Source organism: Arsenophonus sp. PmNCSU2021_1 (genome assembly GCF_036919435.1).
Classification (GTDB): domain Bacteria; phylum Pseudomonadota; class Gammaproteobacteria; order Enterobacterales; family Enterobacteriaceae; genus Arsenophonus; species Arsenophonus nilaparvatae.
In genome coordinates this window covers 939,251-960,678 of sequence record NZ_JAZHPL010000004.1, presented here as the reverse complement: position 1 = coordinate 960,678, position 21,428 = coordinate 939,251, and the positions used below count along the sequence as shown (strand labels likewise).

At 49.2% G+C, this 21,428-nt stretch carries 30 protein-coding genes and 1 pseudogene; 18 read left to right on the top strand and 13 right to left on the bottom strand.

Going from position 1 to position 21,428, the window contains the following annotated elements; genetic code table 11:
- Positions 1–87: 87 nt before the first annotated feature.
- Positions 88–855: a DNA adenine methylase gene (locus V3224_RS10150; protein ID WP_334467730.1), complete on the top strand. Its 768-nt coding sequence runs from the start codon at positions 88–90 to the stop codon at positions 853–855.
- A gap of 29 nt (positions 856–884) precedes the next feature.
- On the opposite strand, the gene V3224_RS10145 is transcribed toward V3224_RS10150, so the two are convergent.
- On the bottom strand, positions 885–1,925 hold the full coding sequence (locus tag V3224_RS10145) for a hypothetical protein (protein ID WP_334470276.1): 1,041 nt from the start codon (positions 1,923–1,925) through the stop codon (positions 885–887).
- A 139-nt stretch (positions 1,926–2,064) separates the two neighbouring features.
- Here V3224_RS10145 and V3224_RS10140 point away from each other — a divergent pair, with 139 nt between their 5' ends.
- The 15 genes from V3224_RS10140 (at position 2,065) to V3224_RS10070 (ending at position 10,607) form a co-directional block, all read left to right on the top strand.
- Positions 2,065–2,298: a hypothetical protein gene (locus tag V3224_RS10140; protein ID WP_334467732.1), complete on the top strand. Its 234-nt coding sequence runs from the start codon at positions 2,065–2,067 to the stop codon at positions 2,296–2,298.
- A 57-nt stretch (positions 2,299–2,355) separates the two neighbouring features.
- Complete coding sequence (locus tag V3224_RS10135) at positions 2,356–2,676, top strand: IclR family transcriptional regulator (RefSeq protein WP_334467733.1); 321 nt, start codon at positions 2,356–2,358, stop codon at positions 2,674–2,676.
- A 12-nt stretch (positions 2,677–2,688) separates the two neighbouring features.
- Complete coding sequence (locus V3224_RS10130) at positions 2,689–3,642, top strand: DUF3102 domain-containing protein (protein ID WP_334467735.1); 954 nt, start codon at positions 2,689–2,691, stop codon at positions 3,640–3,642.
- The gene (locus tag V3224_RS10125) at positions 3,639–5,426 is read left to right on the top strand and encodes an integrase catalytic domain-containing protein (protein WP_334467737.1); all 1,788 of its coding nucleotides are present in this window, start codon (positions 3,639–3,641) and stop codon (positions 5,424–5,426) included. Before V3224_RS10130 ends, V3224_RS10125 begins: the two co-directional genes overlap by 4 nt.
- A gap of 12 nt (positions 5,427–5,438) precedes the next feature.
- The gene (locus tag V3224_RS10120) at positions 5,439–6,593 is read left to right on the top strand and encodes an AAA family ATPase (protein ID WP_334467739.1); all 1,155 of its coding nucleotides are present in this window, start codon (positions 5,439–5,441) and stop codon (positions 6,591–6,593) included.
- A gap of 11 nt (positions 6,594–6,604) precedes the next feature.
- On the top strand, positions 6,605–6,907 hold the full coding sequence (locus V3224_RS10115; protein WP_334467740.1) for a hypothetical protein: 303 nt from the start codon (positions 6,605–6,607) through the stop codon (positions 6,905–6,907).
- Between the two features lie 2 nt (positions 6,908–6,909).
- A complete protein-coding gene (locus V3224_RS10110; protein ID WP_334467742.1) occupies positions 6,910–7,140 on the top strand; it encodes a hypothetical protein in 231 nt (76 codons plus the stop codon).
- A gap of 32 nt (positions 7,141–7,172) precedes the next feature.
- Positions 7,173–7,703, top strand: coding sequence for a host-nuclease inhibitor Gam family protein (locus tag V3224_RS10105; protein ID WP_334467744.1), 531 nt, complete (start codon positions 7,173–7,175; stop codon positions 7,701–7,703).
- Positions 7,700–7,870, top strand: coding sequence for a hypothetical protein (locus V3224_RS10100; protein WP_334467745.1), 171 nt, complete (start codon positions 7,700–7,702; stop codon positions 7,868–7,870). The genes V3224_RS10105 and V3224_RS10100 overlap by 4 nt, the downstream gene beginning before the upstream one ends.
- Positions 7,867–8,109: a hypothetical protein gene (locus tag V3224_RS10095; RefSeq protein WP_334467747.1), complete on the top strand. Its 243-nt coding sequence runs from the start codon at positions 7,867–7,869 to the stop codon at positions 8,107–8,109. The genes V3224_RS10100 and V3224_RS10095 overlap by 4 nt, the downstream gene beginning before the upstream one ends.
- Complete coding sequence (locus tag V3224_RS10090; protein WP_334467749.1) at positions 8,106–8,735, top strand: LysE family translocator; 630 nt, start codon at positions 8,106–8,108, stop codon at positions 8,733–8,735. The genes V3224_RS10095 and V3224_RS10090 overlap by 4 nt, the downstream gene beginning before the upstream one ends.
- 16 nt (positions 8,736–8,751) lie before the next feature.
- Complete coding sequence (locus V3224_RS10085) at positions 8,752–8,931, top strand: hypothetical protein (RefSeq protein WP_334467751.1); 180 nt, start codon at positions 8,752–8,754, stop codon at positions 8,929–8,931.
- A 137-nt stretch (positions 8,932–9,068) separates the two neighbouring features.
- Positions 9,069–9,491, top strand: coding sequence for a gp16 family protein (locus tag V3224_RS10080; protein WP_334467753.1), 423 nt, complete (start codon positions 9,069–9,071; stop codon positions 9,489–9,491).
- Positions 9,485–9,859: a Mor transcription activator family protein gene (locus V3224_RS10075; protein WP_334467755.1), complete on the top strand. Its 375-nt coding sequence runs from the start codon at positions 9,485–9,487 to the stop codon at positions 9,857–9,859. Before V3224_RS10080 ends, V3224_RS10075 begins: the two co-directional genes overlap by 7 nt.
- Before the next feature lie 106 nt (positions 9,860–9,965).
- The gene (locus tag V3224_RS10070; protein WP_334467757.1) at positions 9,966–10,607 is read left to right on the top strand and encodes a hypothetical protein; all 642 of its coding nucleotides are present in this window, start codon (positions 9,966–9,968) and stop codon (positions 10,605–10,607) included.
- 7 nt (positions 10,608–10,614) lie between these two features.
- Here the strand turns inward: V3224_RS10070 and V3224_RS10065 are convergent, their stop codons facing one another.
- The 10 genes from V3224_RS10065 to V3224_RS10020 form a co-directional block, all read right to left on the bottom strand.
- Positions 10,615–10,770, bottom strand: a complete 156-nt coding sequence (locus tag V3224_RS10065) for a hypothetical protein (RefSeq protein WP_334467759.1) — start codon at positions 10,768–10,770, stop codon at positions 10,615–10,617.
- A gap of 336 nt (positions 10,771–11,106) precedes the next feature.
- Positions 11,107–11,625 carry a gp16 family protein gene (locus V3224_RS10060; protein WP_334467893.1) on the bottom strand — a complete coding sequence of 173 codons (519 nt, stop codon included), beginning with the start codon at positions 11,623–11,625 and terminating at the stop codon, positions 11,107–11,109.
- Between the two features lie 3 nt (positions 11,626–11,628).
- Positions 11,629–11,913, bottom strand: coding sequence for a hypothetical protein (locus tag V3224_RS10055; protein ID WP_334467891.1), 285 nt, complete (start codon positions 11,911–11,913; stop codon positions 11,629–11,631).
- Between the two features lie 360 nt (positions 11,914–12,273).
- A complete protein-coding gene (locus V3224_RS10050; protein WP_334467889.1) occupies positions 12,274–12,798 on the bottom strand; it encodes a host-nuclease inhibitor Gam family protein in 525 nt (174 codons plus the stop codon).
- A gap of 8 nt (positions 12,799–12,806) precedes the next feature.
- A complete protein-coding gene (locus tag V3224_RS10045; protein WP_334467887.1) occupies positions 12,807–13,061 on the bottom strand; it encodes a hypothetical protein in 255 nt (84 codons plus the stop codon).
- Complete coding sequence (locus V3224_RS10040; protein ID WP_334467886.1) at positions 13,058–13,462, bottom strand: hypothetical protein; 405 nt, start codon at positions 13,460–13,462, stop codon at positions 13,058–13,060. Before V3224_RS10040 ends, V3224_RS10045 begins: the two co-directional genes overlap by 4 nt.
- On the bottom strand, positions 13,455–13,667 hold the full coding sequence (locus tag V3224_RS10035; protein WP_010618224.1) for a hypothetical protein: 213 nt from the start codon (positions 13,665–13,667) through the stop codon (positions 13,455–13,457). Before V3224_RS10035 ends, V3224_RS10040 begins: the two co-directional genes overlap by 8 nt.
- 2 nt (positions 13,668–13,669) lie before the next feature.
- Positions 13,670–14,611 (bottom strand): AAA family ATPase, encoded by a 942-nt coding sequence (locus V3224_RS10030; protein ID WP_334470377.1) that lies wholly within the window; start codon positions 14,609–14,611, stop codon positions 13,670–13,672.
- A 73-nt stretch (positions 14,612–14,684) separates the two neighbouring features.
- Positions 14,685–16,775: a Mu transposase C-terminal domain-containing protein gene (locus tag V3224_RS10025; protein ID WP_334467884.1), complete on the bottom strand. Its 2,091-nt coding sequence runs from the start codon at positions 16,773–16,775 to the stop codon at positions 14,685–14,687.
- A 2-nt stretch (positions 16,776–16,777) separates the two neighbouring features.
- Positions 16,778–17,017 (bottom strand): helix-turn-helix domain-containing protein, encoded by a 240-nt coding sequence (locus tag V3224_RS10020; protein WP_334467883.1) that lies wholly within the window; start codon positions 17,015–17,017, stop codon positions 16,778–16,780.
- A 177-nt stretch (positions 17,018–17,194) separates the two neighbouring features.
- Here V3224_RS10020 and V3224_RS10015 point away from each other — a divergent pair, with 177 nt between their 5' ends.
- Together V3224_RS10015 and V3224_RS10010 are read left to right on the top strand one after the other, a co-directional pair.
- Positions 17,195–17,773 (top strand): helix-turn-helix domain-containing protein, encoded by a 579-nt coding sequence (locus tag V3224_RS10015; RefSeq protein ID WP_334467881.1) that lies wholly within the window; start codon positions 17,195–17,197, stop codon positions 17,771–17,773.
- Between the two features lie 176 nt (positions 17,774–17,949).
- A pseudogene (locus V3224_RS10010) lies at positions 17,950–18,898 on the top strand (IS701 family transposase).
- Here V3224_RS10010 and V3224_RS10005 read toward each other — a convergent pair.
- Positions 18,858–19,787 carry a chorismate-binding protein gene (locus tag V3224_RS10005; protein ID WP_334470272.1) on the bottom strand — a complete coding sequence of 310 codons (930 nt, stop codon included), beginning with the start codon at positions 19,785–19,787 and terminating at the stop codon, positions 18,858–18,860. The pseudogene V3224_RS10010 and the gene V3224_RS10005 overlap by 41 nt on opposite strands.
- 184 nt (positions 19,788–19,971) lie before the next feature.
- Complete coding sequence (nuoN, locus tag V3224_RS10000; protein WP_334470271.1) at positions 19,972–21,426, bottom strand: NADH-quinone oxidoreductase subunit NuoN; 1,455 nt, start codon at positions 21,424–21,426, stop codon at positions 19,972–19,974.
- Between the last annotated feature and the right edge of the window lie 2 nt (positions 21,427–21,428).

The window sequence follows — 21,428 nt, the reverse complement described above, 5'->3', positions numbered from 1 at the left end:
ACCTGTGAGTCAACCGTGGCGCTTTCCGTCCTCGAGAACAGGAAAGAGTCTACACGAATTTCCATTAGTGAAAAAGGCTTACAGTGAATGCAACAACATTTTTTACCGATACTGCCCTGGATAGGCGGTAAACGGCGGCTGGCAAAACAGATTTTACCGCGCTTCCCGGCGCACACCTGCTACGTGGAGCCGTTTTGTGGCGCAGCGGCGCTCTTCTTTATGAAGTCACCCAGCAAGGCGGAGGTGATTAACGATATCAACGGCGAGCTGGTTAATCTCTATCGGGTGCTGAAACACCATCTGGAAGAGTTTATGCGCCAGTTTAAATGGGCACTGGTCAGCCGGGCGATGTATCACTGGTTGAAAATCACGCCGACCGAGACCTTAACCGATATCCAGCGGGCGGCACGCTTCTACTACCTGCAAAAACAGGCGTTCGGCGGCAAAGTCGCTGAACACACCTTTGGCGTGACCACCACCACGGGGCCACGCCTGAACCTGTTACGCATGGAAGAAGAGCTGTCGCTCGCGCATCTGCGGTTATCACGCACCACCATTGAACACCTGGACTGGGCCAGCTGTATTGCCCGTTATGACCGTCCGCACACGCTGTTTTACTGCGACCCACCGTACTGGGGGACAGAAGGCTATGGCGTGGATTTTGGCCTGGCGCAATATGAAAAACTGGCGGGGATGGGACGAGACCTGGCGGGCATGATGATTATTTCCGTTAATGATATTCCTGAAATGCGAGCAGTGTTTCAGGGCTTTGCGATGGAGAGCGTCCCGATTCGGTATACTCTTAATAGCAATCAGCCCACGCAACGGCGTGAGCTGATTATTACCGTTAAATAATCCCCTTTGCGCCAACGAAGGGGGAAGGCTTAAGCGCGGTGACGGGCGACTTTTTTCTCTGCCATTGCAGCCAGGGTACGTTGTGCTACTTCGCGTGTTTCACCAGGAATATGTCGGAACGTCGTCAATAAAGTTGCTTCCTCCTCATCTCTCACCACATCGAGCGCACTGGCTTCATCGCTGCGCTCCCCGGTAATAAGAAAGAGTAAATCTACCCCAATAGCTTTTGCAGCAATCAAGTAAGCGGTATCAGGATGCCGCTCACTTTTTTCGTAGTTATATTGGGTGAGTTTTTTGACACCACAGCGTTCGGCGAAGATTTCCTGGCTAAGCCCCAATCGTAGGCGCTCGGATTTAAGGCGTTCTCCCACCCCTTCGAGTGTCAGTGTCACCCACTGCTGGGTATCGAGTGGTGTTTGTTCATCGCTCGCAGCAACCGACGAGGTTTTGCCCGCCAGTTGCTGGCTTAGCTGTTGCAGTTGCTTCTCTTTTTCGGCGACCAGTTGCTGGCTGCGTTTAAGGGCTGCTTCATCTTTACGTAGTGCGGCGCGCAGTTCTCGCACCGACATGCGATCAACCTCATCCAGCGTCAGGCCCGCGATAGTGCCCCCTTCGGCTAAAACATCTAGATCCTCATCATTTTCAGTTAATAATTCATAAAGTTTAGCTTTTCCCAAAACGCCTAACGTTGCGCGTTTTGGGGTTTCAATTCCATCACCTAAAAACTTTAGGCTTGCCTGCATCATTCTGCGAGCTGTTTGCGGTATAAGCCCTAAATCCTTTTCAAGGATTTTTGTAAATTCCCCATGAGGTTCATTCTCTTTCAGAATAATCAGCCGCTTCCCGGCCTCCAGCATGGCTTCGGCACTTTGCGCCATATAGAAGCGCGCTTCATGCACAATGCGCTCACGCTCATAGGGCAGGCCATCACCAAAACGCGCCATTACCTCCTGTTGGGCACTATTTTCTGCATTTTTTTCAGGGTATGCAATTGCCCCCCCCCCCCCCGCAATCGTGATATTGTCCGCTGCACTCACAGACAGGCTGGTTGCCGCTTTTTTCTTTGCCATACAGCTCTCCTTTAGGCCGATAACAGCCAGTGATTTTTAACGGTGATAAGAAATATACAAAAACAGACAAAAAAGACTTTACATCATTTTGTATGTTAATGTATATTTATTTTTAACTTTTTATAACGGAGATAATACCATGTCACTGCAACACCCCGCCGACTTTAAGCGCAATTTTTACGAGCATGTCTATCAGCAATATCCTTCGGTCGCTAAGTGGGCAGAGGAATCTGGTTTTAAGCCTCATGACATCTATGTGTTACTGAATGGTGCTTGCCAAGGCACACGCGGAAAAGCCCGTAAAGCAAAACGCGCTATTGAACAGATAGTAGGTTCAGCGATGCCACACAGTAAAAGACGCCATAAAAAATAACATTTTTCTGTTTCACTGACGGTAACACAATTTCCATTAATGAAAAAGAGACATCCGATGAAAAACACCTTATTACTGCACCCTTCTTCACGCACACGACGGGCGCTGCGTATTTTGAAAGCCATGAAAGGGCATTATCGCGACGGCCTGTCCAATAAAGCCTTGGCGGCGCTAATCAATGACTCTGCGGCCAATATCAGTCGCACCCTGCCATTTTTAGTGGAAGAAGGGATGATTGAAAAACGCCTCAATGGGAATTACGCCCTGAGTGAAGAATTGATACAGATTGCCCTGGCATTTTTCGATGAAACCGAACGCGCACAAATCAAGATGGCAGAACGACATGGGCGCTGCGTAGCCTCATCGTCAAAACTGTAAGAGGAAAAAATCATGGGTAGAAAAGCATTGCCGATGACGGCTGAAATCGCCCCCGAACAGGCATTGGCACCGGATTTAATGAACAACCTTAACGCCCTGGCTGAACATCAGCAGGCTATTATGGACAAGTACGGTGAAGGCTTGCCCTATCAGCGCGAGCGGATTGTGCATGAAGCGCGCTTCTATATGGCACAGAGCGCCGAAGCCATGCTGGAAGCAGGCAAACGACTCATCATCCTTAAAGAAAATGAGCCACATGGTAAATTTATGAGAATAGTTGAAGAACATCTAGGTCTCAAATATCACATAGCTAGAAAAATGGCTCAGGCTGCATTGAAGTATTTATCTCCAACACTGAATTCTAAATTAGAAACGTTTCAAAGTTTGGGGCGTTCAAAGCTCTATGAACTGATGTTAGAAGATGACGAAGATCTCGCCGAACTCGCCGAAGGCGGCACCATTGCGGGCCTGACACTGGATGAGGTTGACCGGATGTCAGTGCGAGAACAGCGCGCAAAACTGCGAGATACGGAAAAGTCACTTGAAGCCAGCCGCCGTCTGGCCAATGAGAAAGATCAAAAGATCAATGAACTGAGCGAAAAACGCCTGCTTAATCAGCATCGCCCGTTAGGGGAAGAAGGCATACGCCAGCTCCGTGAAGAAATTGGCCTGGTGGGCTTTGATGTTAAAGCCATATTAATGGGGCGCTTTCGGGAAGGGCTGGAAAAACTGAGCAGCCACAGTGGTGATATCACATCCCACGCCGACTATTTAGCGGGCTTGCTTAATGATATTGAGTTTGAAATCAATGTGTTACGTAGTGATTTTTCGTTACCCCACCACGCAGTATCAGCGTTGGTGCCTGACTGGACAAAAGCCGATGCGGATGCCGACGATGCGGATTTTCAGTTACCGGAACACCTGCGCGGCACCGGACAGGATAATGTCGAGGAGGTGGTGCAATGAACCCCATCCTGACCGAACGTCTGTTAACCATTGCCCAGACTGCTGAAAGAGCCGGGCATGGCGGCAAAGACGCGGTGTATCAGACAGGCTGTCAGGCACTCGGTATTTCCAAAGCCACGCTGCTGCGAAAAATCAAACAGGTCAGTTATAAACCGCCGCGCAAGCAGCGGGTGGATTATGGTACCAGCGCCCTGACACGCGACGAAGCCCTGCTGATATCCGGCGTCATCATGGAATCTGAACGCAATAATGGTAAACGCCTCTACAGTCTACAGCAAACGGTTAATGACCTGCGGGCGAACAACCTGATTGATGCCGGGTATATTGATAATGAAACTGGCGAGTGGTTTCCGCTGTCGGTCGATGCCATCAGCCGGGCACTGTACCATTATCGCCTGCATCCCAACCAGTTACGGGTACCTGCCCCGTGCGTTCAATTAAAAACCGGGCATCCCAATCATGTCTGGCAGCTGGATGCGTCGCTGTGTGTGCTCTATTACCTGAAAAATCCCGCCAAAGGGCGCACCACGCGCGATAGCGGCCTGCGCATGATGAGTGAGGCCGAGTTTAACAAGAACAAGCCCAAAAATCTGGCCCGTATTGTCAATGACCGCGTCTGGTCATTTGAACTGACCGACCACACCAGCGGCTGGATTTACGCCGAGTACCGCTTCGGCGGCGAAACGGCACAAAACTTTACCGATGTGCTGATTAATGCCATGCAGGAGCGCAGTGGGGCCGACGTATTACATGGTGTACCGCGTATCCTTTATACCGACCCCGGCTGCGCGCTGGTCTCAGCCACGATGCGCAACCTGTGCAAAACCCTCGGTATTCAACTTATCGCCCATAAAGCCCGTAATGCCCGCGCCACCGGCTCAGTGGAAAAGGCGCGCGATATTCTGGAGTGTAGTTTTGAATCCGGCCTGCGGTTTGTGCAAGTCGATAATATTGATGAACTGAACCACCGGGTCGGGTTATGGCGTAAAAAGTATAACCGTACCGCGCTGCATCGCCGTACCGGCATGACCCGTACCGACAGCTGGCTACGGATCACTCCGCAGCAGTTAATCAAGGCACCACCCGTTGAAGTGTGCCGCGAACTGGCGGTGAGTCTGCCGGAAAACCGTAAGGTCAATGACTATCTTCGCGTGTCATTTGGGAGCAAAGAATATGACGTTAGGGGTGTGCCGGGTGTTTGTAACAACGATTGGCTACAGATAGTCCGTAACCCTTGGCGCGACAGTGAAGCACAGGTGGTGATAATCAATGAGGACGGCATGGAAGTCTTTTACCGGGTACCGGAAGTGGTGAAAGACGAGTACGGTTTTCCCCTCAATGCCCCAACATTAGGCGAATCCTTCAAGGCATTACCCCACACCCCGGCGCAACACCATCTGGCGGAAGTCGAGCAGGCGATGTATGGCACCACCTGTCCCACCGAAACCGCTGCCGCGCAAAAAGCCAAAGCGCTGCCACTGGGCGGTCGCTTTAACCCTTATCTGGACAATGAACGCGATACCCCACCCATTTACCTGCCCAAACAGGGCCAGGCTTCCACGGTTTGCGCGCCACGTTTTGAAGAACGTTTAAACCCGGTCGTGGTGGTTCAACAGTTGCGCGCGCGTTTCCAGGCGGCGGGCAAGACCTGGCGCAGTGAATTTTACACCACGCTAACCCAACGCTTCCCGGACGGCATACCCGCTGACCAGGTCGACGCGCTGGGTGATGAGCTGATGGCCCAGTCCACCGAGGTGGTGGTCAGTCTGGCCAGTCACGGTTAACGGGAGGCCATCATGCTGAAACTCAAAACCCTGTTACAACACCACAACCTGACCCAGGCAGCACTGGCCCGTGCGCTTGACCTTTCCGAGGCGACGCTGGCGCAAATAGTCAATCACCATCAGTGGCCGAAACAGGATACCGACGCACTAAAACACCGCATCCGTGGCTGGCTAAGTGACCAGGGCATCGCGGCGGACGACTGCTTTGACGGGGTCACATCCAGCAGCAAGGAAAAGCACACACCACCTAGCAACGAGGAAGACACCATGTTACTGAAAAAACAGGTATTACTGACTGCCACCAAAAAGCATTTTGGGCTGTTTCGTGCCCCATTTGACGACAACGCGGTACAAGGTCATGAAGATGTGTTTTTAACCCCTGAAAGTCGTTATGTGCGCGAGGCGTTGTACCAGACCGCCAGCTATGGCGGCTTTATCGCGGTTATCGGTGAATCCGGCTCGGGTAAAAGCACGCTGCGACGTGACCTGACTGACCGCATCTATCGGGAAAACGCCCCGGTGGTGGTGATTGAACCCTACGTGCTGGCGATGGAAGACAACGACCATCAGGGCAAAACCCTGAAAGCCGCCAGTCTCGCCGAGGCTATTGTCCATACCCTGGCCCCACTGGAAAAACTCAAACGCTCGCCGGAGGCCCGCTTTCGTCAGCTACACCGACTATTAAAAGAGAGCAGCCGCGCCGGGTACAGCCATGTACTGGTGATTGAAGAAGCCCATTGCCTGCCCATCCCGACCTTAAAGCACCTTAAACGCTTCTTTGAGCTGGAAGACGGCTTTAAAAAACTGCTGTCCATCGTCCTGCTGGGACAACCCGAACTGGGCGACAAGTTATCCGAGCGCCTGTTAGCGGTCAGGGAAGTGGTACAGCGCTGCGAGGTAATTGACCTGCCGCCGCTAGATGAACACTTGAACGACTTTCTTGATTTCAAGTTTAAACGCGTCGGCGGCGACCTTAGCAAAGTCCTTGGCCCGGATGCGATACCGGCACTGCGTCAACGCCTAAGCTGGCTGCGCCCGAAAAAAGACACGCCGGTCAGCCTGCTTTACCCCTTGGCTATCGGCAACCTGCTGACCGCCGCCATGAACCTGGCCGCGCAAAACGCCATCCCGGTTATCGACGCCAATATTATTCACAGTGTGCATTAAAGGAGGCTTTTATGCTGAACCCCGCCGTGACCATTAAAAACCCGTCAGCGATGACCTACCAGGCCATCCAGCAGCAGTTCAGGCAATGCCTGTCGGTGATGGATAAACTCAGCCAGGAAGGTTTTATCGTCAGTCAGTTTACCGTTGATGGCTATAGCCGTCCGACCCTTACCCTGCTGCATGACCGACGGTGTGATGCGTTATATAAAAACGGCCATGCCGTTCGCTATGCCCTGGGTACTGACCGTCAGGGCCGCTGGGAAAAATACCAGTTCCTGCAAGATAACTGCCGAATCACCTGGGAGGTACGTTAATCATGACAACACGCCCTGTCCGTATTACCGCTCGCCAATCGGTTTATTTGGCAAAGACCGTCGATATGCCGGAACAGGACGATGAAACCTATTTGTCGATTTGCGAGAACTGCCGTGATTTTGATGAACAAGACCAGCGTCTTGGTGAAATCGCGACCCGATACAACATGAATTTATTTGAGCATATTCAACACAGTGACGCCCTGGAAGACATTATTTTCGAGCGCGTTTAATTCCCGACGTTGTTAATGAAAAGGTAAAAAAGATGGCAAAGAAAATAACGCGGCTTAAAGCCGCGGCGGGTGCCTGCACGCCGCAAACCCGTGAGCAGGTAATAAACGATATTAAAAATCTGGGCGATATCCAGCGGGAAATGACCCGACTGGAGACAGAGATTAATGATGAAATTGCGCGGTTAACCCATCAACATGCGGCTGATATTGAAGCCAGGAAAGCCCGCATCACCCTGTTGCAAAGAGGTATCCAGACCTGGTGCGAGGCCAACCGTGAGGCGCTTACCCAAAACGGCAAAACCAAAACCGCCAACCTGATAACCGGCGAGGTGTCATGGCGTAACCGCCCACCGTCCGTTTCGGTAAAAGGGGTGGATGATATCATTCAGGCGCTGGAAGAAAACGGACAGACCGACTGCATTATTCGCAAAGCACAGCTTGATAAAAATGCCCTGCTCAAAAATCAGGACACTATCCAGCGACTGAATATTCCCGGCATTACGTTTCGCAATCAGCTTGAGGATTTCATTATTACGCCCTTCGAGCAGGAGGTGACCTCATGAGCTATCAGGAAATAAAACCTCTGCGCCGCCAAATTGAAAGGCACATAAACCGCGCCATGCATCACCTGCAGGCAGACCATTCTGCCGCCGCGTATTGTGAATTTCAAAATGCCTTCGAGATATTGGCCGAACTCATCGTCGCCTTAGATAAGGAAAACACGTTATGACCATTACCTGCATCAGCTGCCATCAGGCAACGCGACGCCTGAATCCTACCCAGGCCGAGATCATCCAACAACCGGAAAGCGGCGAGTGGGGGATTGACCTGTTACTGACCTGTCCACACTGCGGACAGCGGTATAGCGCCTGGGTACTTAATTGGGATGTCGTGCCGCTAAAAGGTATCACGGCAAAGTCGCCATCAACACCACCCCATCATCAAACGCACGAGGTAAATAAACCATGAACCTTGACCTTTGGTTAGTTTTTTTAGGCGGTGCCTTGCTCAGTGCCGTATTACCCGGCGCTGGCGCTATCCTCACGCTTAACCATGCCTTCCAGCGGGGATGGTGCAAGACGCTACCGCTTATTGCCGGTCAGGCGACCGCATTAGGCTTGATGGTACCCATTGTGGCACTAGGCACGGAAGCGTTGCGCGCTTCAGCGACAGCCTGGCTGTTACTGAAAGGCATTAGCGTACTCTGGCTACTGTTTGCCGCCTACCGAACCTGGCGCGCACCAGTCATCATGGATGCTTACGATGTCGTGACATTGACCCGCTGTGCGCAACGGTTCTGCTGGGGTTTTCTGACCGATATCACCAACGCCAAAGCGCTCGCCTTCCTACTTGCCACACTACCGGTCTTTCTTAATCCGTCCCAATCGTTAGGGCCACAAATTACCCTTATGACTCTGACGATGGTAATGGTCGATGCGCTGATGATGACGCTTTACGCGCTCATTGCCGCCCGCTTGCGGCCTTATTTTCAATCGCCCGAAACCCGCAAACAACAAAACCGCCTGTTTGCCGGTTTCTTGGTGTTCATTGCGGTCAGCCTTTGTTTTATTGAACATCCGACCTTAATTCAGTGAAAGAGGATAAATTATCATGTGGATATTAATTTTAGCCCTATACGCCAGTCCCTATGCCGGTAATGCTTTTTCCACGCTGCATACACAGGCGTTTGACACGGCAACCGCCTGTCAACAGGCCGCCAAACAGTTCGCAGAAAAATTTGAAACCTTCAAGGATATGGATGCCAAGGCGATTTGCGTGAAGAAGTCATAGCGGAAAAGCGGCGTTTACTGCATTCAATTGTATAATAACGATATTCATTTTATAATCCTTCAAAACCCGAAGGATTATTTTTTTATTCATGGCATAAGGAATCCTGACCCCGACCACAACGATAAAGGACGCCTCCGATGACCCGACAAAAATACCTGCAGTTAATCCATATTGCCGCCCACCACCTCAAACTGGATGACACGACTTACCGCCAGATGCTGCACAGGCTAACGAGGAAAACATCAGCAAAAGCCCTGAATATCGGTCAACTGGCGCAAGTGTTAAACGCCCTAAAAGCCAAAGGTTTTCGTATCCAGCCGACTCAACCCACGACGAAAAAGCAGACCGACCGTCCGCAAATCCAGAAAATGCAGGCCCTGTGGCAGGCAATGGCCGATGAGGGCATTGTCCGGGATGCGTCAGCAACAGCCCTGGCCCACTTTGTTAAACGGGAAACCGGCGGTGATTCGCCTTACTGGCTAGATAGCCAACAGGCCAGCCAGGTTATCGAGAAACTCAAGCAGTGGCAAAAACGCGTGGCAAGGACAACCTCATGCTAGAGCATACCTTTCGCAGTAAAGGGCCGGAGTTACTGGTTGAGCTGGCCGACCACACGGCGCAGATCGTCAGACAGATTATCGATGTTGACCCCGCTGTTGCCAGCCAGATAGGCGATGCCGTCGCCAGTCAAATGATGGCGGTATGGGGCGGGCAAAATGTCTATTTCCCGATGGGGCTGATGTGGAAAATAAACCAGCGCGACCGGGAGATATTTGCCGACTTCAATGGCCATAACCACCGCGCCCTGGCACGCAAGTACGAAGTCTCGCTACAGTGGATTTATTCCGTGATAAAACGGGTTAAAAAAGAAGAAATTGCTCGCATCCAGGGCAATCTGTTTGAAGATGAAGATAAGCCGTCTCGATGACTGTTTCTCGTTTCACATAGTGAAACGTCGGAGAGAAAAATATAACCTATACACCAGATAGTGAGCATTGGTTTAATGCTAACCAAACAATAGAAGGATATTTCATATGCTCGATTCATCACTGCTAAATCTGCCCTGGGCAACATTGGTGACGCTGGCTTCTGGCTATGTTGGATACTTTATTGCCAATGTTGGTCTGAAAGAGCACCACAAAACCGTTGACATAACGTTTTCGACATTAGTTTTTGGTCTTATATCTGCAACCGCTTATGAATCCGTCGCCGTATATGCGGTTTACTGGTCAACCCTTGTAGCGCTGGTTACCGCAATAATAACAGGAGCCGTATGGCGTAAATACGGGCGTAGATGGATGTACAAGCTCATGCGCGCCTTAAACATCTCATGGTCTGATGGCACCCATTCCGCGTGGCAGCAGCTGTTCGGACAGATTGAGTACCGAGCCACTGAAGTGTTTGTTATTCTCAAGGATGGCAGCGGGTTATTATCGCGGCCTCTGGCTCGTTTTGAAGGGCTCCCTAATGGGCCGTTTGCGCTGGGCAATACGGGAGACGTCATTCTTTATGTAACACACCATAGCGCACCAGATAGTGATGAATGGCGCGAGTTTGCTGGTGTGATCGATGACTCCTGGGGGGCGCTGGCGACCTACATTCCTGCAGAGCAAATAGCTAGGGTGGAAATTAGGAGGAACAAGATTAAAACTGCATCCACGCCTCCTAAGGTTTAGCTATCACTCATTTTTTAGGACGGATACCAGGCGGGTTATTTGACTGTTGCGATGGGGTGGGTTTATTCTCCTTGCTGGCATCTTTTTCAAACGTGACTACTCGGTCATTTTTGGGATTCTCTGTAAAGTCGGAACTATCATGATTGTTGTTCTTGGTCGTCATGGAAACTTCCTCTAAATGAAATCAATCGTAGTAGATTCGATTCTATACTCAACATACTTCAAGATGCAGGCGACTATTCAGCAAAAAGCACGGGTAGTAAGGCCGTTAAGCTTCCTTTCCCTGCATCTTGAAGTTTATTGAGTATAGTTCAGTAAAGAGGATGGTTTCAATTAATGGGTTTTAAAACATGATTTCTGTTTCACTATGTGCAACTTAATCCCTCTGACTTGTCCCAGATAGATCCAGTTTGTCCCAGGTAGATCCACATTTATCGCACGTTTCCCGTTTAAATATCTCACGTCCTATCACCACGGTGAAGATACCCCGTTACCGACGTTATGACGATACACGGGTCTCGGCCTCATAACGCTGACAAACGCGCGGATAACTTTCAGCCGGCGTACCCGGGGGGAGTGTCGCCAGCATGCAGCGCCGATGCCAGCGCTTAAGACTTTCAAGCACCTTGACGGCCAGGGCGTTATCCTGATTGAGCCAGGCCAGCTGTGCCACCCCCAGGCCACCGTTCTCCCTTGCCGTGGTACGCCTTATCCAGGCATTCAGTGCTGCCTCATCGCCGGACTGCACAAACCCCTGGCGGTGCATGGTCTGCCAGATGGCAAGGATTTTAGCGACCGGTGACGCGGGTTTAACGCCGCGTAAAACCGGCTTTGAACGCACGGTAAAGCCTTTTTGCTGAAAGGCATGTAACACCCTGACCAGCTCGGGTACCGTCATTTCCCGGCAACTGGTTTTATCGGCGCACACCTTCATCAGCGCCGCGCGGTAGGTCGCTTCGTCCAGCTGCAACTCCCGACGGGCCACATGGATAAGTTTGATTAAGGTAGCCCGGTTCATGACTTATCCTTCCCCCGTGTTTATCGTCGCCGGTTGTTGGGTCAATAGGCGTTGCGACAAGGCGTCCAGCTTGCGCACTTTTTCATCGTCAATCATCGCCGCCAGACCGTTCAGGCGAAGCTGGGCGAGCATGATTTCCATGTCCGCCACGGTTTGACAGACTTGTCGCATATTCTGCCCCTGCGAAAGAAAACGGCACAGCGCGCCGGCCAGTGCCCCACAGCGCTCAATGGTTTTTAACATTTGCCGGTCATGGCGCCAGGGCGGCATCATAAATAGACTGTTCATTCACTGACATAATATGTCCTCGGCTGAATTTGGCGCGCACGAAGCCCTGACGCACGCGCCGGATTTAACACTATTAGAACCTGAGTTCGGGATAAGGAATATAAATTTTTTCATTATATATTCAATTACTTAAATTAAAATTATTACATAAAACAGTGCTAAATTTTGGCTTTTTTCATGATTTTAGCAGAGAAAATAGCTTATTTTTTAACCTACAACCAACTAAAAATATTCCTTTTTTTATCATTTTATTGATTTTAAAAGGTTTTTATTGATAAATGAGCTATTTTTATTTTCTCATAACTAACGCTTATCCCGAACTCAGGTTATTAGAGGTAAAACGAAATAACGCGCGCGGAATTATCCGGCGTCTTTTTGTTCAAAAGGCTTGATTTCAAAGTCCTCCACACCGTTTTTCACGGTAATGCCGACAATCCCTTTTACGGCACTGGGGTCGTTTAAAATCGCCTCCTTGTTAATTTCTTCCTTTACCCGAATAAAACGTTCAAGCTGCATACGTCGGAGTACCTCCAGGACCTCATCCGTATGACGGATAGCGCAGGAGGCTGGACGCAATCGCCAACTGACGGTACCGGTGGTAAAGTTGACCGTTTTCACTTTACCGTCGAGCGTCAGCGCCTGACGATGCGCTTCACACCAGGACTGGATACCGTTAAGTAATGCCTTGCCTTCTTTTTTCAGCTGTTCAAGCCTGGGAACATATTGCCCGGTAATATTGGCAATCGCGTCATTCATCTGCGTCTCGGTGCGCACTTGTTCCCGTTTCAGATCGCCCAGGGTTTTTATCGCCTGGCAGACCGCTTCCCGACTTTGTGGTACGGCTTCGCTCGCGGGATTTTTCATACGTTGCACGCTATTTTTCATCGCTTTTATCACTCCTGTGGTCTCTTCTCTTCTGTGGTGTCCCAATACACCAGACACCCCTCAATCTGGCGGGCATACACCTGACGGCGCTCTCCCTGGCAGCAAAGGGTGATTTCCGTCGCGTTATCCCTCTCCCCCGGGCGTACCGGCGGGGTGATTTTTATAAACGGGCGCTGGCAGTAACGCCGGGTATGCAGGATGTCGCTGCCCGCCTGACGTAGCCGGCGGCGCACGGCGTTCATGGCATCAAACATGTTCATCATGATGACCTTTCCTTATTCAGCCTTTTCATTGATAACCGAGCCTCATACAGTAGCGTGCTCAGTAAAACCGGCCCCGATTCGGACGGCACTGACCGCCCGGACAGCAATGCCCGTAAGGTGTGCCAGGCGGCGTACCACGCCTGACGCCGGCTTGGGCCAGAGAGATAACAGCCCAGTTGCAGCGCTTCCCAGACATCCACATCAAATCCCTGCCACCGGTAATACTGTTGCTGGGCCGGGGGCAAGGTCGCCGCCGCCATCTCATACCGGTCCAGCCAGAGGTACGGCGTTGCCCCGCGTGACAGGGTAATATTGGGCCGGATAGTGCCATCAACGTTATAGCTGGCGTAGCGGGCCATACGCCGCAGGGCGCGGACTTCATGGCGTAAAGGGTTATTCATCACTGGCTCTCCTGAGTAACTGGTTCATGTCATGACAGACCTGCATCATCACCTCCTGCGCATCCGGCAACACATAGAGCGCGTCTCCCCGGTTGCCAAACGACACTAACAGGCTGTGTGACGATTCCAGCGAGACAGACACCACCCGCCGGGTATTGAGCAGCACCTGGCGTCCGGCGCTGTCGGTAAAGAGCACACCGCCCATACTCACCCCCTTGCCGGCAGCAGGTCGGTATCGGTATACACCTCCCTGAAGGCCGCCTTGATGTATTTTTCCCCCAGCTGGACCTGTGCATCACCGCTGGCCATCAGCCACGCCTGGCGCAGGGTGTGCGACAATACCCGCAAGGCACCGGCTTTCTGGGCAATGGCCTGTACCAGCGTCAGCTCACTTTCGCCGGTAATGCCCCAGGCGGCAGCAATCGCGGCCACATCGGCTTTTTTGGCCTTTAACAGCCGTTTGGAGCGGGCGATACGGCTGTACAGCCGAGCCAAGTCATCCGCCCCCTGGGTTGAGCGGGCCGATTTCGACAGGCCGCGCGGGTTACCAATCAGCACCATCCCGACCCCGGTCGCATCCTGAATGGCGCGCAGCTGCTCCAGGCCGTCAATGCCCAGGTGGTCAGCCTCATCGACAATCACCAGCCCGTGAGTGCCGGTCAGCCGCCGCCGTATCGCGCGCGCCAGCGTCCCCTTGTTTTTGGGCAGGTCGCTAAGACCCAACGCTTCCGCCAGCTCCAGCAGACACTCGGTAATGCTGGCGTGGGCCGGGGAAAGGGTCACCATCCAGGTATTGGCATGCTGGCAGTACTGACAGGCAGCAAAGGTTTTGCCCACCCCCGGCACCCCGACAATCACATTCATGCACTGCGCCAGCCGGACAAACTGGAACACCGCCCATATCTCCTTGACCGTGGCCGTCTCCACAAACTGCGGCGGCGCGGGCAAAGTCTTTTTTTGCTGATAATCCGTCAGCCAGCGGGTTAACAGTTCACCGACGCGCTGGTTATTGCCGTTATAACTACCGTTGATAAAGCTGGATATCACTGCACTCGACTGGCCGGTTTCACGGGCAATCTGCGCCTGTGTGACCTGGCCTGAATCAATCAGTTGATGCAGCGTCTTGATAAGATCATCATTTTGAGTCATCATCTTGCCTCTTTGAAAGAAAGTGTTTTTGTGTTTCGATAAGGCCATTCGGTTTGCCGACCAGATGGCTTTTTTACAACAGCGGGTCAATCTGCTGGGCTTCCAGTAATGCCAAACCCCGTTGTAACGCGGCTTCCGCATCAAGGTCGCTCTGTTCTTCAACCTCAGCTTTTAATGCGGTATTCCCCAATTGCCGATAAACATTGACCGGTAAGCCGAGGTCATTGACTTTTTCAGCCGGCAACGTCAGGGTATTTTCTGCCTCTGCTAATGCCACTTTCTCCTCACCCCGCTTACGCATCCCTTTGATACGTTGCTGCCGGTTGTGGTATTCCGCCGTTACCGGGAAGGCCAGCTGTTTATTGCCGTCCCACAGGGCGTCACAGAGGTAAGTACCGTCCATACGGCGCACGATAACCTTGCTGGCATCGTGAATGTCGTAACTGATTAACACCTTGCGGTCGTGCTCCTCGGCCAGTTTGGCGGCATAATAAATATTGTTAAGGAAACGGATTTCACAGCGCCTGACCGTGCGCTCGGTCTGTGGCATAAACAGGTCGCGCAGTTCAAACTGTGTCAGCCACTCCAGCTCGGTGGCTTCGTTTTCCAGCTTCCAGCGGCGAAACTCGGCCGGACTGTAATGCTGGCCATCGGGGCGTTTGGGTAATTCACTGTGCGGACGGGCGTTGTACCACTCGACCCCGGCCTTGATTTCATCAATCAGCCTCTCCCAGGAGGGCAGCTTGCGTAACGTGCTCTGCTGGGCGACCGTCAGTGCATGGCCCTTTGCCTGAGCGTTTAAGGCGGATTTAAGCGCCTTGCCAGTCTTGCGCACGGTTTCCCGGTCAGCGCCGGTACCGTAATAAGTGGCAAAGCGGCGGGCAAGGTACATGGGCAAGGTACGGTTAAGGCGTTCGATAATGCCGCGCCCCTGGGGATTGCCGGCGATACCGGTCGGGTGGTCAATCTCGAGCCGCCGCAGAATACCGGTCACGTCTGCATCCAGGGTGAGATTGGTTTCACCACTGCCGTTATCTGAGTAGTAGAGAAACGGTTTGCCGTGAGTGGCAATGCCATACCGCAGGGCATCGGTAACGGCAATCACGTTCTCGGAGAGCGACAGGCTCCAGCCGGTGATATAGCGGCAGCTGCCATCGATAATAAAAGTCACTTCCGGCGAAAAGGGTTGACCGTGGTCGGGATGGGCGACTTTCATCTTCATGCCGTGACCGTCGCCAATCCAGACGTAGTTAACCGGCAGGCTGGTCCAGTCGCGGCGGACAAACCCTTCCAGCTGGCGATATTCGCTGCCGGTTTTGCGCCCGCGCTGTTTGACGATTTCGGGGAGTTTCTCCATCGCGTACAGCACCGCATCGTAGGAAGGCTGCGCGGCCAACATCAGCGGCTCATCGGCATAGCGTTGTTGCCATTCGGCGCAAAAATCCACATAGGCCTCTTTCATGCTGCACCCGTTTGGCTTGCGATAGTGCGCCAGATAGTCATGTAACCAGGCTATCTGCTCCGGTTTGACCACCTCGCGCTTACCCGGTGCCAAGATAATCAGGCGCTCGGCGGGCGTGGCGGCTTTTTTGTAGTCGGCCAGCCAGCGCTTAAGGGTGATTTCACTGAGTTGACGGCTTTTGCCCTTCTTGGCATTAGCCACCTGTGCCGCTTGCGCGATGCTTTCGGGCAACTGGCCTTTTTTCGCCTGCTGGACAATAAAGCGGATGGCCTGTGCGCAGCTATAACGCGGCTGTTGGCCGATAGTAAGGATATGCTGTACCAGTAACATTCTCGCATCGGCAATCTGGCGCTGCTTGTCCGTCAGGTCGGCCAGTTTATTGCCAATCAACGCAGGGCAACGGCGATAAACGTCCAACTTGCCAAGCTTCTCCGGATCGGTGTTGACCTTTGATACAGTGGGTTGTTTGGCAGCATCATCCACCGGTGCAGCGATCATCAGTTGTTGAAGATGACGCTCACGGATCGCGTTCTGGGCTTCAGGTGGTAAGCAATCAATGTGGTACTCGTAAGCCTTGGTGCCTGGACGTTTGCGTTTCATCGAAACAGAACCAGCGGCCCATTTATTTAGAGACCAACGCAAGCCTTGCACAGTACTAGGTAAACCAGGTATCCCGATTAATTCATTCACTGATACAAACATAATCAGGCTACCTCACGGGCACGACGATACCGACTTGGCCAGATTTCTTCAGGAGCAACACCGATCGCCTCCGCAACAATACGTTCGTATTTTTTACAGGGGCGATATAGCACGTTTTTTAGTGAATCTGGCTTTAATCCTGCCTGAACGGAGAGCTGGCGAAGTGTGAACCCTTTCACATGCACCGCAGCCACAATATGTTGGCGGTGCCAATCACGGTTTAAAACTTCATTTATAAGCATTATTCGATTATCCTAAAAGGTTAGATATGCAGATAACATGGGTGTGTTATCCATAGATATTATTATCTTAACTTGAATCAAAGTAAAGCAAATTAGCTCCTTTCTTTTCGTTTTTAACACGAAAATTGCTCAAGTTAAAACAAAGCCTTTTGATTCAATAAATTAGAGGAAAAGAAAATGACAGATGCTAAAAGCAAAGATTTTTCTTTGCAACATACTGAAAAAGAAAGTTTTAAAGACCGATTGAAAGCACTTATAGGTAGCAGAAGTGTACGAGCAGCCGCAAAAGACTGGGGGATTCCAACATCAACTTTGAATAACTACTTAAGCAAAAATACTCAACCTTTACTAAGTATGATTCAAAAAATCGCTTGTAAAGAAAATGTCAGTATTGATTGGTTAGTTAATGGCCAGCAGCCACAACAGCCACAACAGCCACAACAGCCACAACAGCCACAACAGAATGAGTCATTACTTGATCGTAACTTGCAAGATCTTAATGCTATTTTAAGGTCGTTGGAGCCTGTAGAACGGGAAAAGTTAGCTAGATTACTTGGGCGCAAAGGTGCTGAATTATTAGCTTTATTACTAGAACAGGGGGGTGTAGATTTACTTAAACTTTCAGGAGAGGCAAGGGAGGCAGCTCTTAGTTTGCAGGAATTACCACCTAATCGCGTAAGAGAGATTTTGCGTGAAATCAAGCAATGTAGTACCCTTTCCGAAGAAATAAATCATAAGCACCAAGCCAGTGCTTGAGGCGCTTGCTAAGCTAATGCTTTTTACTATATTAAAGCTATTTTAAAACGGTCTTAAATCCATTGCAGTAAGTATCAAATATTTTGCCTATAGGCTCATTTTTGTTCATATTTTGCTCATCGGTATCAAATAGATAAATCCGAGCTAACCCTAAGAAATCCCATGAGTTCCCGCCAATTCCCGGATGTTCCCACAAGTATCAAATAAATTACTTCTTTATAGTAAGCAGTTTAAGATACTCTGGTTTAGTGTTATCAGAAGTAAGCCCATCGCCTTTATCTCATGACACTGTTAGCCGATGGCTAAAAAGTAGATGTTTTAGACCTAAAGACCTATGGCGATTAGTTGAACCTTCTATAGACAAAAAAAGCCCTTGCGTACTAATTGCCGATGATACATTGATTGCCAAAACACGTAGTAAAAAAATAGAGATGGTCCATTATCGATATTCAGGTAATGAACATGAGGTTATTGCTGGCATAGGTTTAGTTAATTTGCTTTGGCATGATCTGACAAAGGTTGAATCAATTCCTATCAATTATCGTATTTATGATAAAGATTCTGATGGAAAAACAAAAAACACGCACTTTTCCGAAATGCTCACTCTTGCTAAAAAAAGAGGGATCATGCCAGAAGCGGTAGTGATGGATGCTTGGTATTCTAGCCTGGATAACCTGAAATCAATTCGCTCTCATGGTTGGATCTGGGTAACCACGCTGAGGAAAAATAGGATTGTTAACCATAACAAACAACTGAACAAGTTAGACATCTCAGAAGAAGGAACGTCAATACACTTGCGAGGATATGGTTGGATAACCGTTTTCAAATTTACAGCCAAAAACGGCCGTATTGATTACATAGTAACAAACAAAGAGAATCCCACCCGTCAATACCTCAAATCTATCATGGATGCCCGTTGGTCTGTTGAAGTTTATCATCGAGAAGTTAAACAAAACTGTGGTATTGAACGCTGTCAGGCTCGCACGAGCCGAGCGCAAAGAAATCATATTTTTCTCGCTATTTCTGCGTGGTTTGAACAACATAACCCTTTATCAACAAAATTGGGACGTAATCAAAAGTGCTATTACTGAGCAAATCCGTGTTTTATTAGCGTACCCAAATTAGTTTTGTGCGAAACTCGTGGTTGATTTTTATCATCATGCATTAACCAATCGGAATTGGTTTTTCTGACTATGGGGTCTGATGAATTAACTACTGTTCCAGCTAATGCTTCAGTGTAAAGTTGTTGAAATTTACGATAATAAAGTCGCTCAGGAGTTGATGATAAAAAGGTATGTTGAGCGTTAAAGGACATCATAAAATGATAACATTGACCATTAACCGCTTTACTTGCCGACAGTAGACTTGCCTGATTTAACGGTTTGGTTAATTGAATATCCGTTTGACGGGCAATCACAACTTTATCCATACCCCCACTATTGATCAGTTCTACTGCCTGAGTGGTTAAATCGTGCCATTGTTGATATTCAGGAAGGTGTTGAATTCGCTTAATACGGCTATTAATCGGCAAGATGGGTTTGACTGATTGCAATTTGGATAAAAATTGCAGGGCATCTGGCAGATCTTGTTGATCAATAATATTGATAGCCAATATCCACTTTTCCTTACAATGACGAAACTCAATTCGTGGTAAAAACAAATAGCTATCATTACCAACAAAATCGGCATAATATTCATTATCCGGCAGTGGCTGCCAAGCGTTCAATCCCCAGATACGAATGGTTGGTATTGCTGTTTGTTGCTGTAAAAATTGTTCAGCATCAGCAATGTTGCTAAAATGTTTTGCCTCACCGAGTAAAACCGCTTCTTCATGACCATCGCGATGATACCAATAAAATTGAGGATAAAATTGCTGACTGGCTAACCAATCTAAAGCAGGAAATGTGATATCAGCGGGTAAAGGGAATTCATATTGTCGCACACTTCCAGCATCGATTTGTTGTTCAGATAAAAATTGATGAACACTTGCCATAAACTCGGTAATATTAACCACTATTACTTACTATCCTCTTGACTTACCATCCAATAAATCATTTTATCAAGCCAATTGGCTAACCTCGTATTTATTCTGCTATTTGTATCTTTAGCAAACCATTGGTTAGTTTTTTCACTTTTGATAACATTGAGCGTAAAAAACCCAGCGATATTAGCGCTGGGTTATTAACGTATACTGATATTTATGCCGCCAAGGCAGCAACCGCAATCTCAAACAATGGTTGTGGCCATATTCCCAATAAAATTGTAATAACAGCACACAAGAGCGCAAATAAAGTTGCTAAATTAACATTTGACTGTTTATCAGATTGATTATTTGTTATTGGCTGACGGCTATATAGACTGGCCATAAAACGTAAATAATAGTATAAACCCATCGCACTACCGACAATAACGGCAGCCGTTAGCCACCACAGCTCAGCATTGATAGCGCTAATGATGAGATAAAATTTACCAATAAAACCTAAAGTAATCGGTATGCCAGCTAACGACAACATCATGATAGTCAAAATAATCGCTAGAACCGGTTGGCGCCAATATAATCCCCGATAAACACTAACATCGTCTTTATCATCGCCACAATAAGGACTGGATAGAATACTTACCACGCCAAAAGCCCCTAAACTAGCGAATAAATAGCCAATAAAGTAGATTGACACTGTAATTTGTGCTGCAACACTATCAGTCTGTAAAGCAATTAACGGTAGTAGCAAATATCCCATATGGGCAATAGATGAGTAGCCTAACAGACGCTTAATACTCTGTTGTGAAATAGCCATCAAATTACCAAACAGTATAGAAGCAATGGCAATAACGCTGAGTACTGACAATAATGCCTGACTTTCTGCTATGGGCGATGTCATCAGTAGACGCATTAAAACCGCAAAAATAGCGATCTTGCTGGCAGTTGCCAGAAATGTCGCAACTGGTGCAGGCGCACCTTGATAAACATCCGGCGTCCATAATTGGAATAGGACAAAAGAGAGTTTAAAACCAATACAAACCAACATCATGCCTAAACCAACCATAAGGACTGGATAGTGAATAATATGCTCATTTAGGCTTGAACCTAATTTGGCAAAGGCTAAACTGCCTGATTCAGCATAAAGTAATGCCATACCGAACAATAAAAATGCAGAAGCAGCGGCGGATAGTAACATATATTTAATGCTAGCTTCTAATGAACGCTTCTGAGTAAAGGCATAACCAACCAAGCCAAATAATGGCAATGAAATCAATTCAATACCAATAAATAAGGTTGCTAAATGATTAGCCATTGATAACAGAATCCCGCCAGTTACCGCAATACTTAGTAATAAATAAAACTCTTCTTTATTATCCGGATACCCTGCAAGCCATCGATAGGCATAAATTGCTGTGCCAATACCGGCAATCAAAATCAGTATGCTATAGAAAAGTGAATATTTATCGACATAGATTAATGGCGTCACTTCAATCGGCAACCTATCTCCAATTAACAAGCAAGATAGCAGGGCAATAATAAAACCGGTTATTGTTAATGTGACATTGATTAAATGATGGCGTTGCCAGGCAATGGATAACATCACAATCACCACTAATAGCCCAACGATCAAAAGTGGTGACAATGCGATCAATTGTTCAAAAGTTATGGTCATGA

Bases quoted from the DNA above. Each gene is read 5' to 3' on its own strand.
- V3224_RS10150 (WP_334467730.1), top strand. From the start codon at position 88: ATGCAACAACATTTTTTACCGATACTGCCCTGGATAGGCGGTAAACGG.
- V3224_RS10145 (WP_334470276.1), bottom strand. From the start codon at position 1,925: ATGGCAAAGAAAAAAGCGGCAACCAGCCTGTCTGTGAGTGCAGCGGAC.
- V3224_RS10140 (WP_334467732.1), top strand. From the start codon at position 2,065: ATGTCACTGCAACACCCCGCCGACTTTAAGCGCAATTTTTACGAGCAT.
- V3224_RS10135 (WP_334467733.1), top strand. From the start codon at position 2,356: ATGAAAAACACCTTATTACTGCACCCTTCTTCACGCACACGACGGGCG.
- V3224_RS10130 (WP_334467735.1), top strand. From the start codon at position 2,689: ATGGGTAGAAAAGCATTGCCGATGACGGCTGAAATCGCCCCCGAACAG.
- V3224_RS10125 (WP_334467737.1), top strand. From the start codon at position 3,639: ATGAACCCCATCCTGACCGAACGTCTGTTAACCATTGCCCAGACTGCT.
- V3224_RS10120 (WP_334467739.1), top strand. From the start codon at position 5,439: ATGCTGAAACTCAAAACCCTGTTACAACACCACAACCTGACCCAGGCA.
- V3224_RS10115 (WP_334467740.1), top strand. From the start codon at position 6,605: ATGCTGAACCCCGCCGTGACCATTAAAAACCCGTCAGCGATGACCTAC.
- V3224_RS10110 (WP_334467742.1), top strand. From the start codon at position 6,910: ATGACAACACGCCCTGTCCGTATTACCGCTCGCCAATCGGTTTATTTG.
- V3224_RS10105 (WP_334467744.1), top strand. From the start codon at position 7,173: ATGGCAAAGAAAATAACGCGGCTTAAAGCCGCGGCGGGTGCCTGCACG.
- V3224_RS10100 (WP_334467745.1), top strand. From the start codon at position 7,700: ATGAGCTATCAGGAAATAAAACCTCTGCGCCGCCAAATTGAAAGGCAC.
- V3224_RS10095 (WP_334467747.1), top strand. From the start codon at position 7,867: ATGACCATTACCTGCATCAGCTGCCATCAGGCAACGCGACGCCTGAAT.
- V3224_RS10090 (WP_334467749.1), top strand. From the start codon at position 8,106: ATGAACCTTGACCTTTGGTTAGTTTTTTTAGGCGGTGCCTTGCTCAGT.
- V3224_RS10085 (WP_334467751.1), top strand. From the start codon at position 8,752: ATGTGGATATTAATTTTAGCCCTATACGCCAGTCCCTATGCCGGTAAT.
- V3224_RS10080 (WP_334467753.1), top strand. From the start codon at position 9,069: ATGACCCGACAAAAATACCTGCAGTTAATCCATATTGCCGCCCACCAC.
- V3224_RS10075 (WP_334467755.1), top strand. From the start codon at position 9,485: ATGCTAGAGCATACCTTTCGCAGTAAAGGGCCGGAGTTACTGGTTGAG.
- V3224_RS10070 (WP_334467757.1), top strand. From the start codon at position 9,966: ATGCTCGATTCATCACTGCTAAATCTGCCCTGGGCAACATTGGTGACG.
- V3224_RS10065 (WP_334467759.1), bottom strand. From the start codon at position 10,770: ATGACGACCAAGAACAACAATCATGATAGTTCCGACTTTACAGAGAAT.
- V3224_RS10060 (WP_334467893.1), bottom strand. From the start codon at position 11,625: ATGAACCGGGCTACCTTAATCAAACTTATCCATGTGGCCCGTCGGGAG.
- V3224_RS10055 (WP_334467891.1), bottom strand. From the start codon at position 11,913: ATGAACAGTCTATTTATGATGCCGCCCTGGCGCCATGACCGGCAAATG.
- V3224_RS10050 (WP_334467889.1), bottom strand. From the start codon at position 12,798: ATGAAAAATAGCGTGCAACGTATGAAAAATCCCGCGAGCGAAGCCGTA.
- V3224_RS10045 (WP_334467887.1), bottom strand. From the start codon at position 13,061: ATGATGAACATGTTTGATGCCATGAACGCCGTGCGCCGCCGGCTACGT.
- V3224_RS10040 (WP_334467886.1), bottom strand. From the start codon at position 13,462: ATGAATAACCCTTTACGCCATGAAGTCCGCGCCCTGCGGCGTATGGCC.
- V3224_RS10035 (WP_010618224.1), bottom strand. From the start codon at position 13,667: ATGGGCGGTGTGCTCTTTACCGACAGCGCCGGACGCCAGGTGCTGCTC.
- V3224_RS10030 (WP_334470377.1), bottom strand. From the start codon at position 14,611: ATGACTCAAAATGATGATCTTATCAAGACGCTGCATCAACTGATTGAT.
- V3224_RS10025 (WP_334467884.1), bottom strand. From the start codon at position 16,775: ATGTTTGTATCAGTGAATGAATTAATCGGGATACCTGGTTTACCTAGT.
- V3224_RS10020 (WP_334467883.1), bottom strand. From the start codon at position 17,017: ATGCTTATAAATGAAGTTTTAAACCGTGATTGGCACCGCCAACATATT.
- V3224_RS10015 (WP_334467881.1), top strand. From the start codon at position 17,195: ATGACAGATGCTAAAAGCAAAGATTTTTCTTTGCAACATACTGAAAAA.
- nuoN (WP_334470271.1), bottom strand. From the start codon at position 21,426: ATGACCATAACTTTTGAACAATTGATCGCATTGTCACCACTTTTGATC.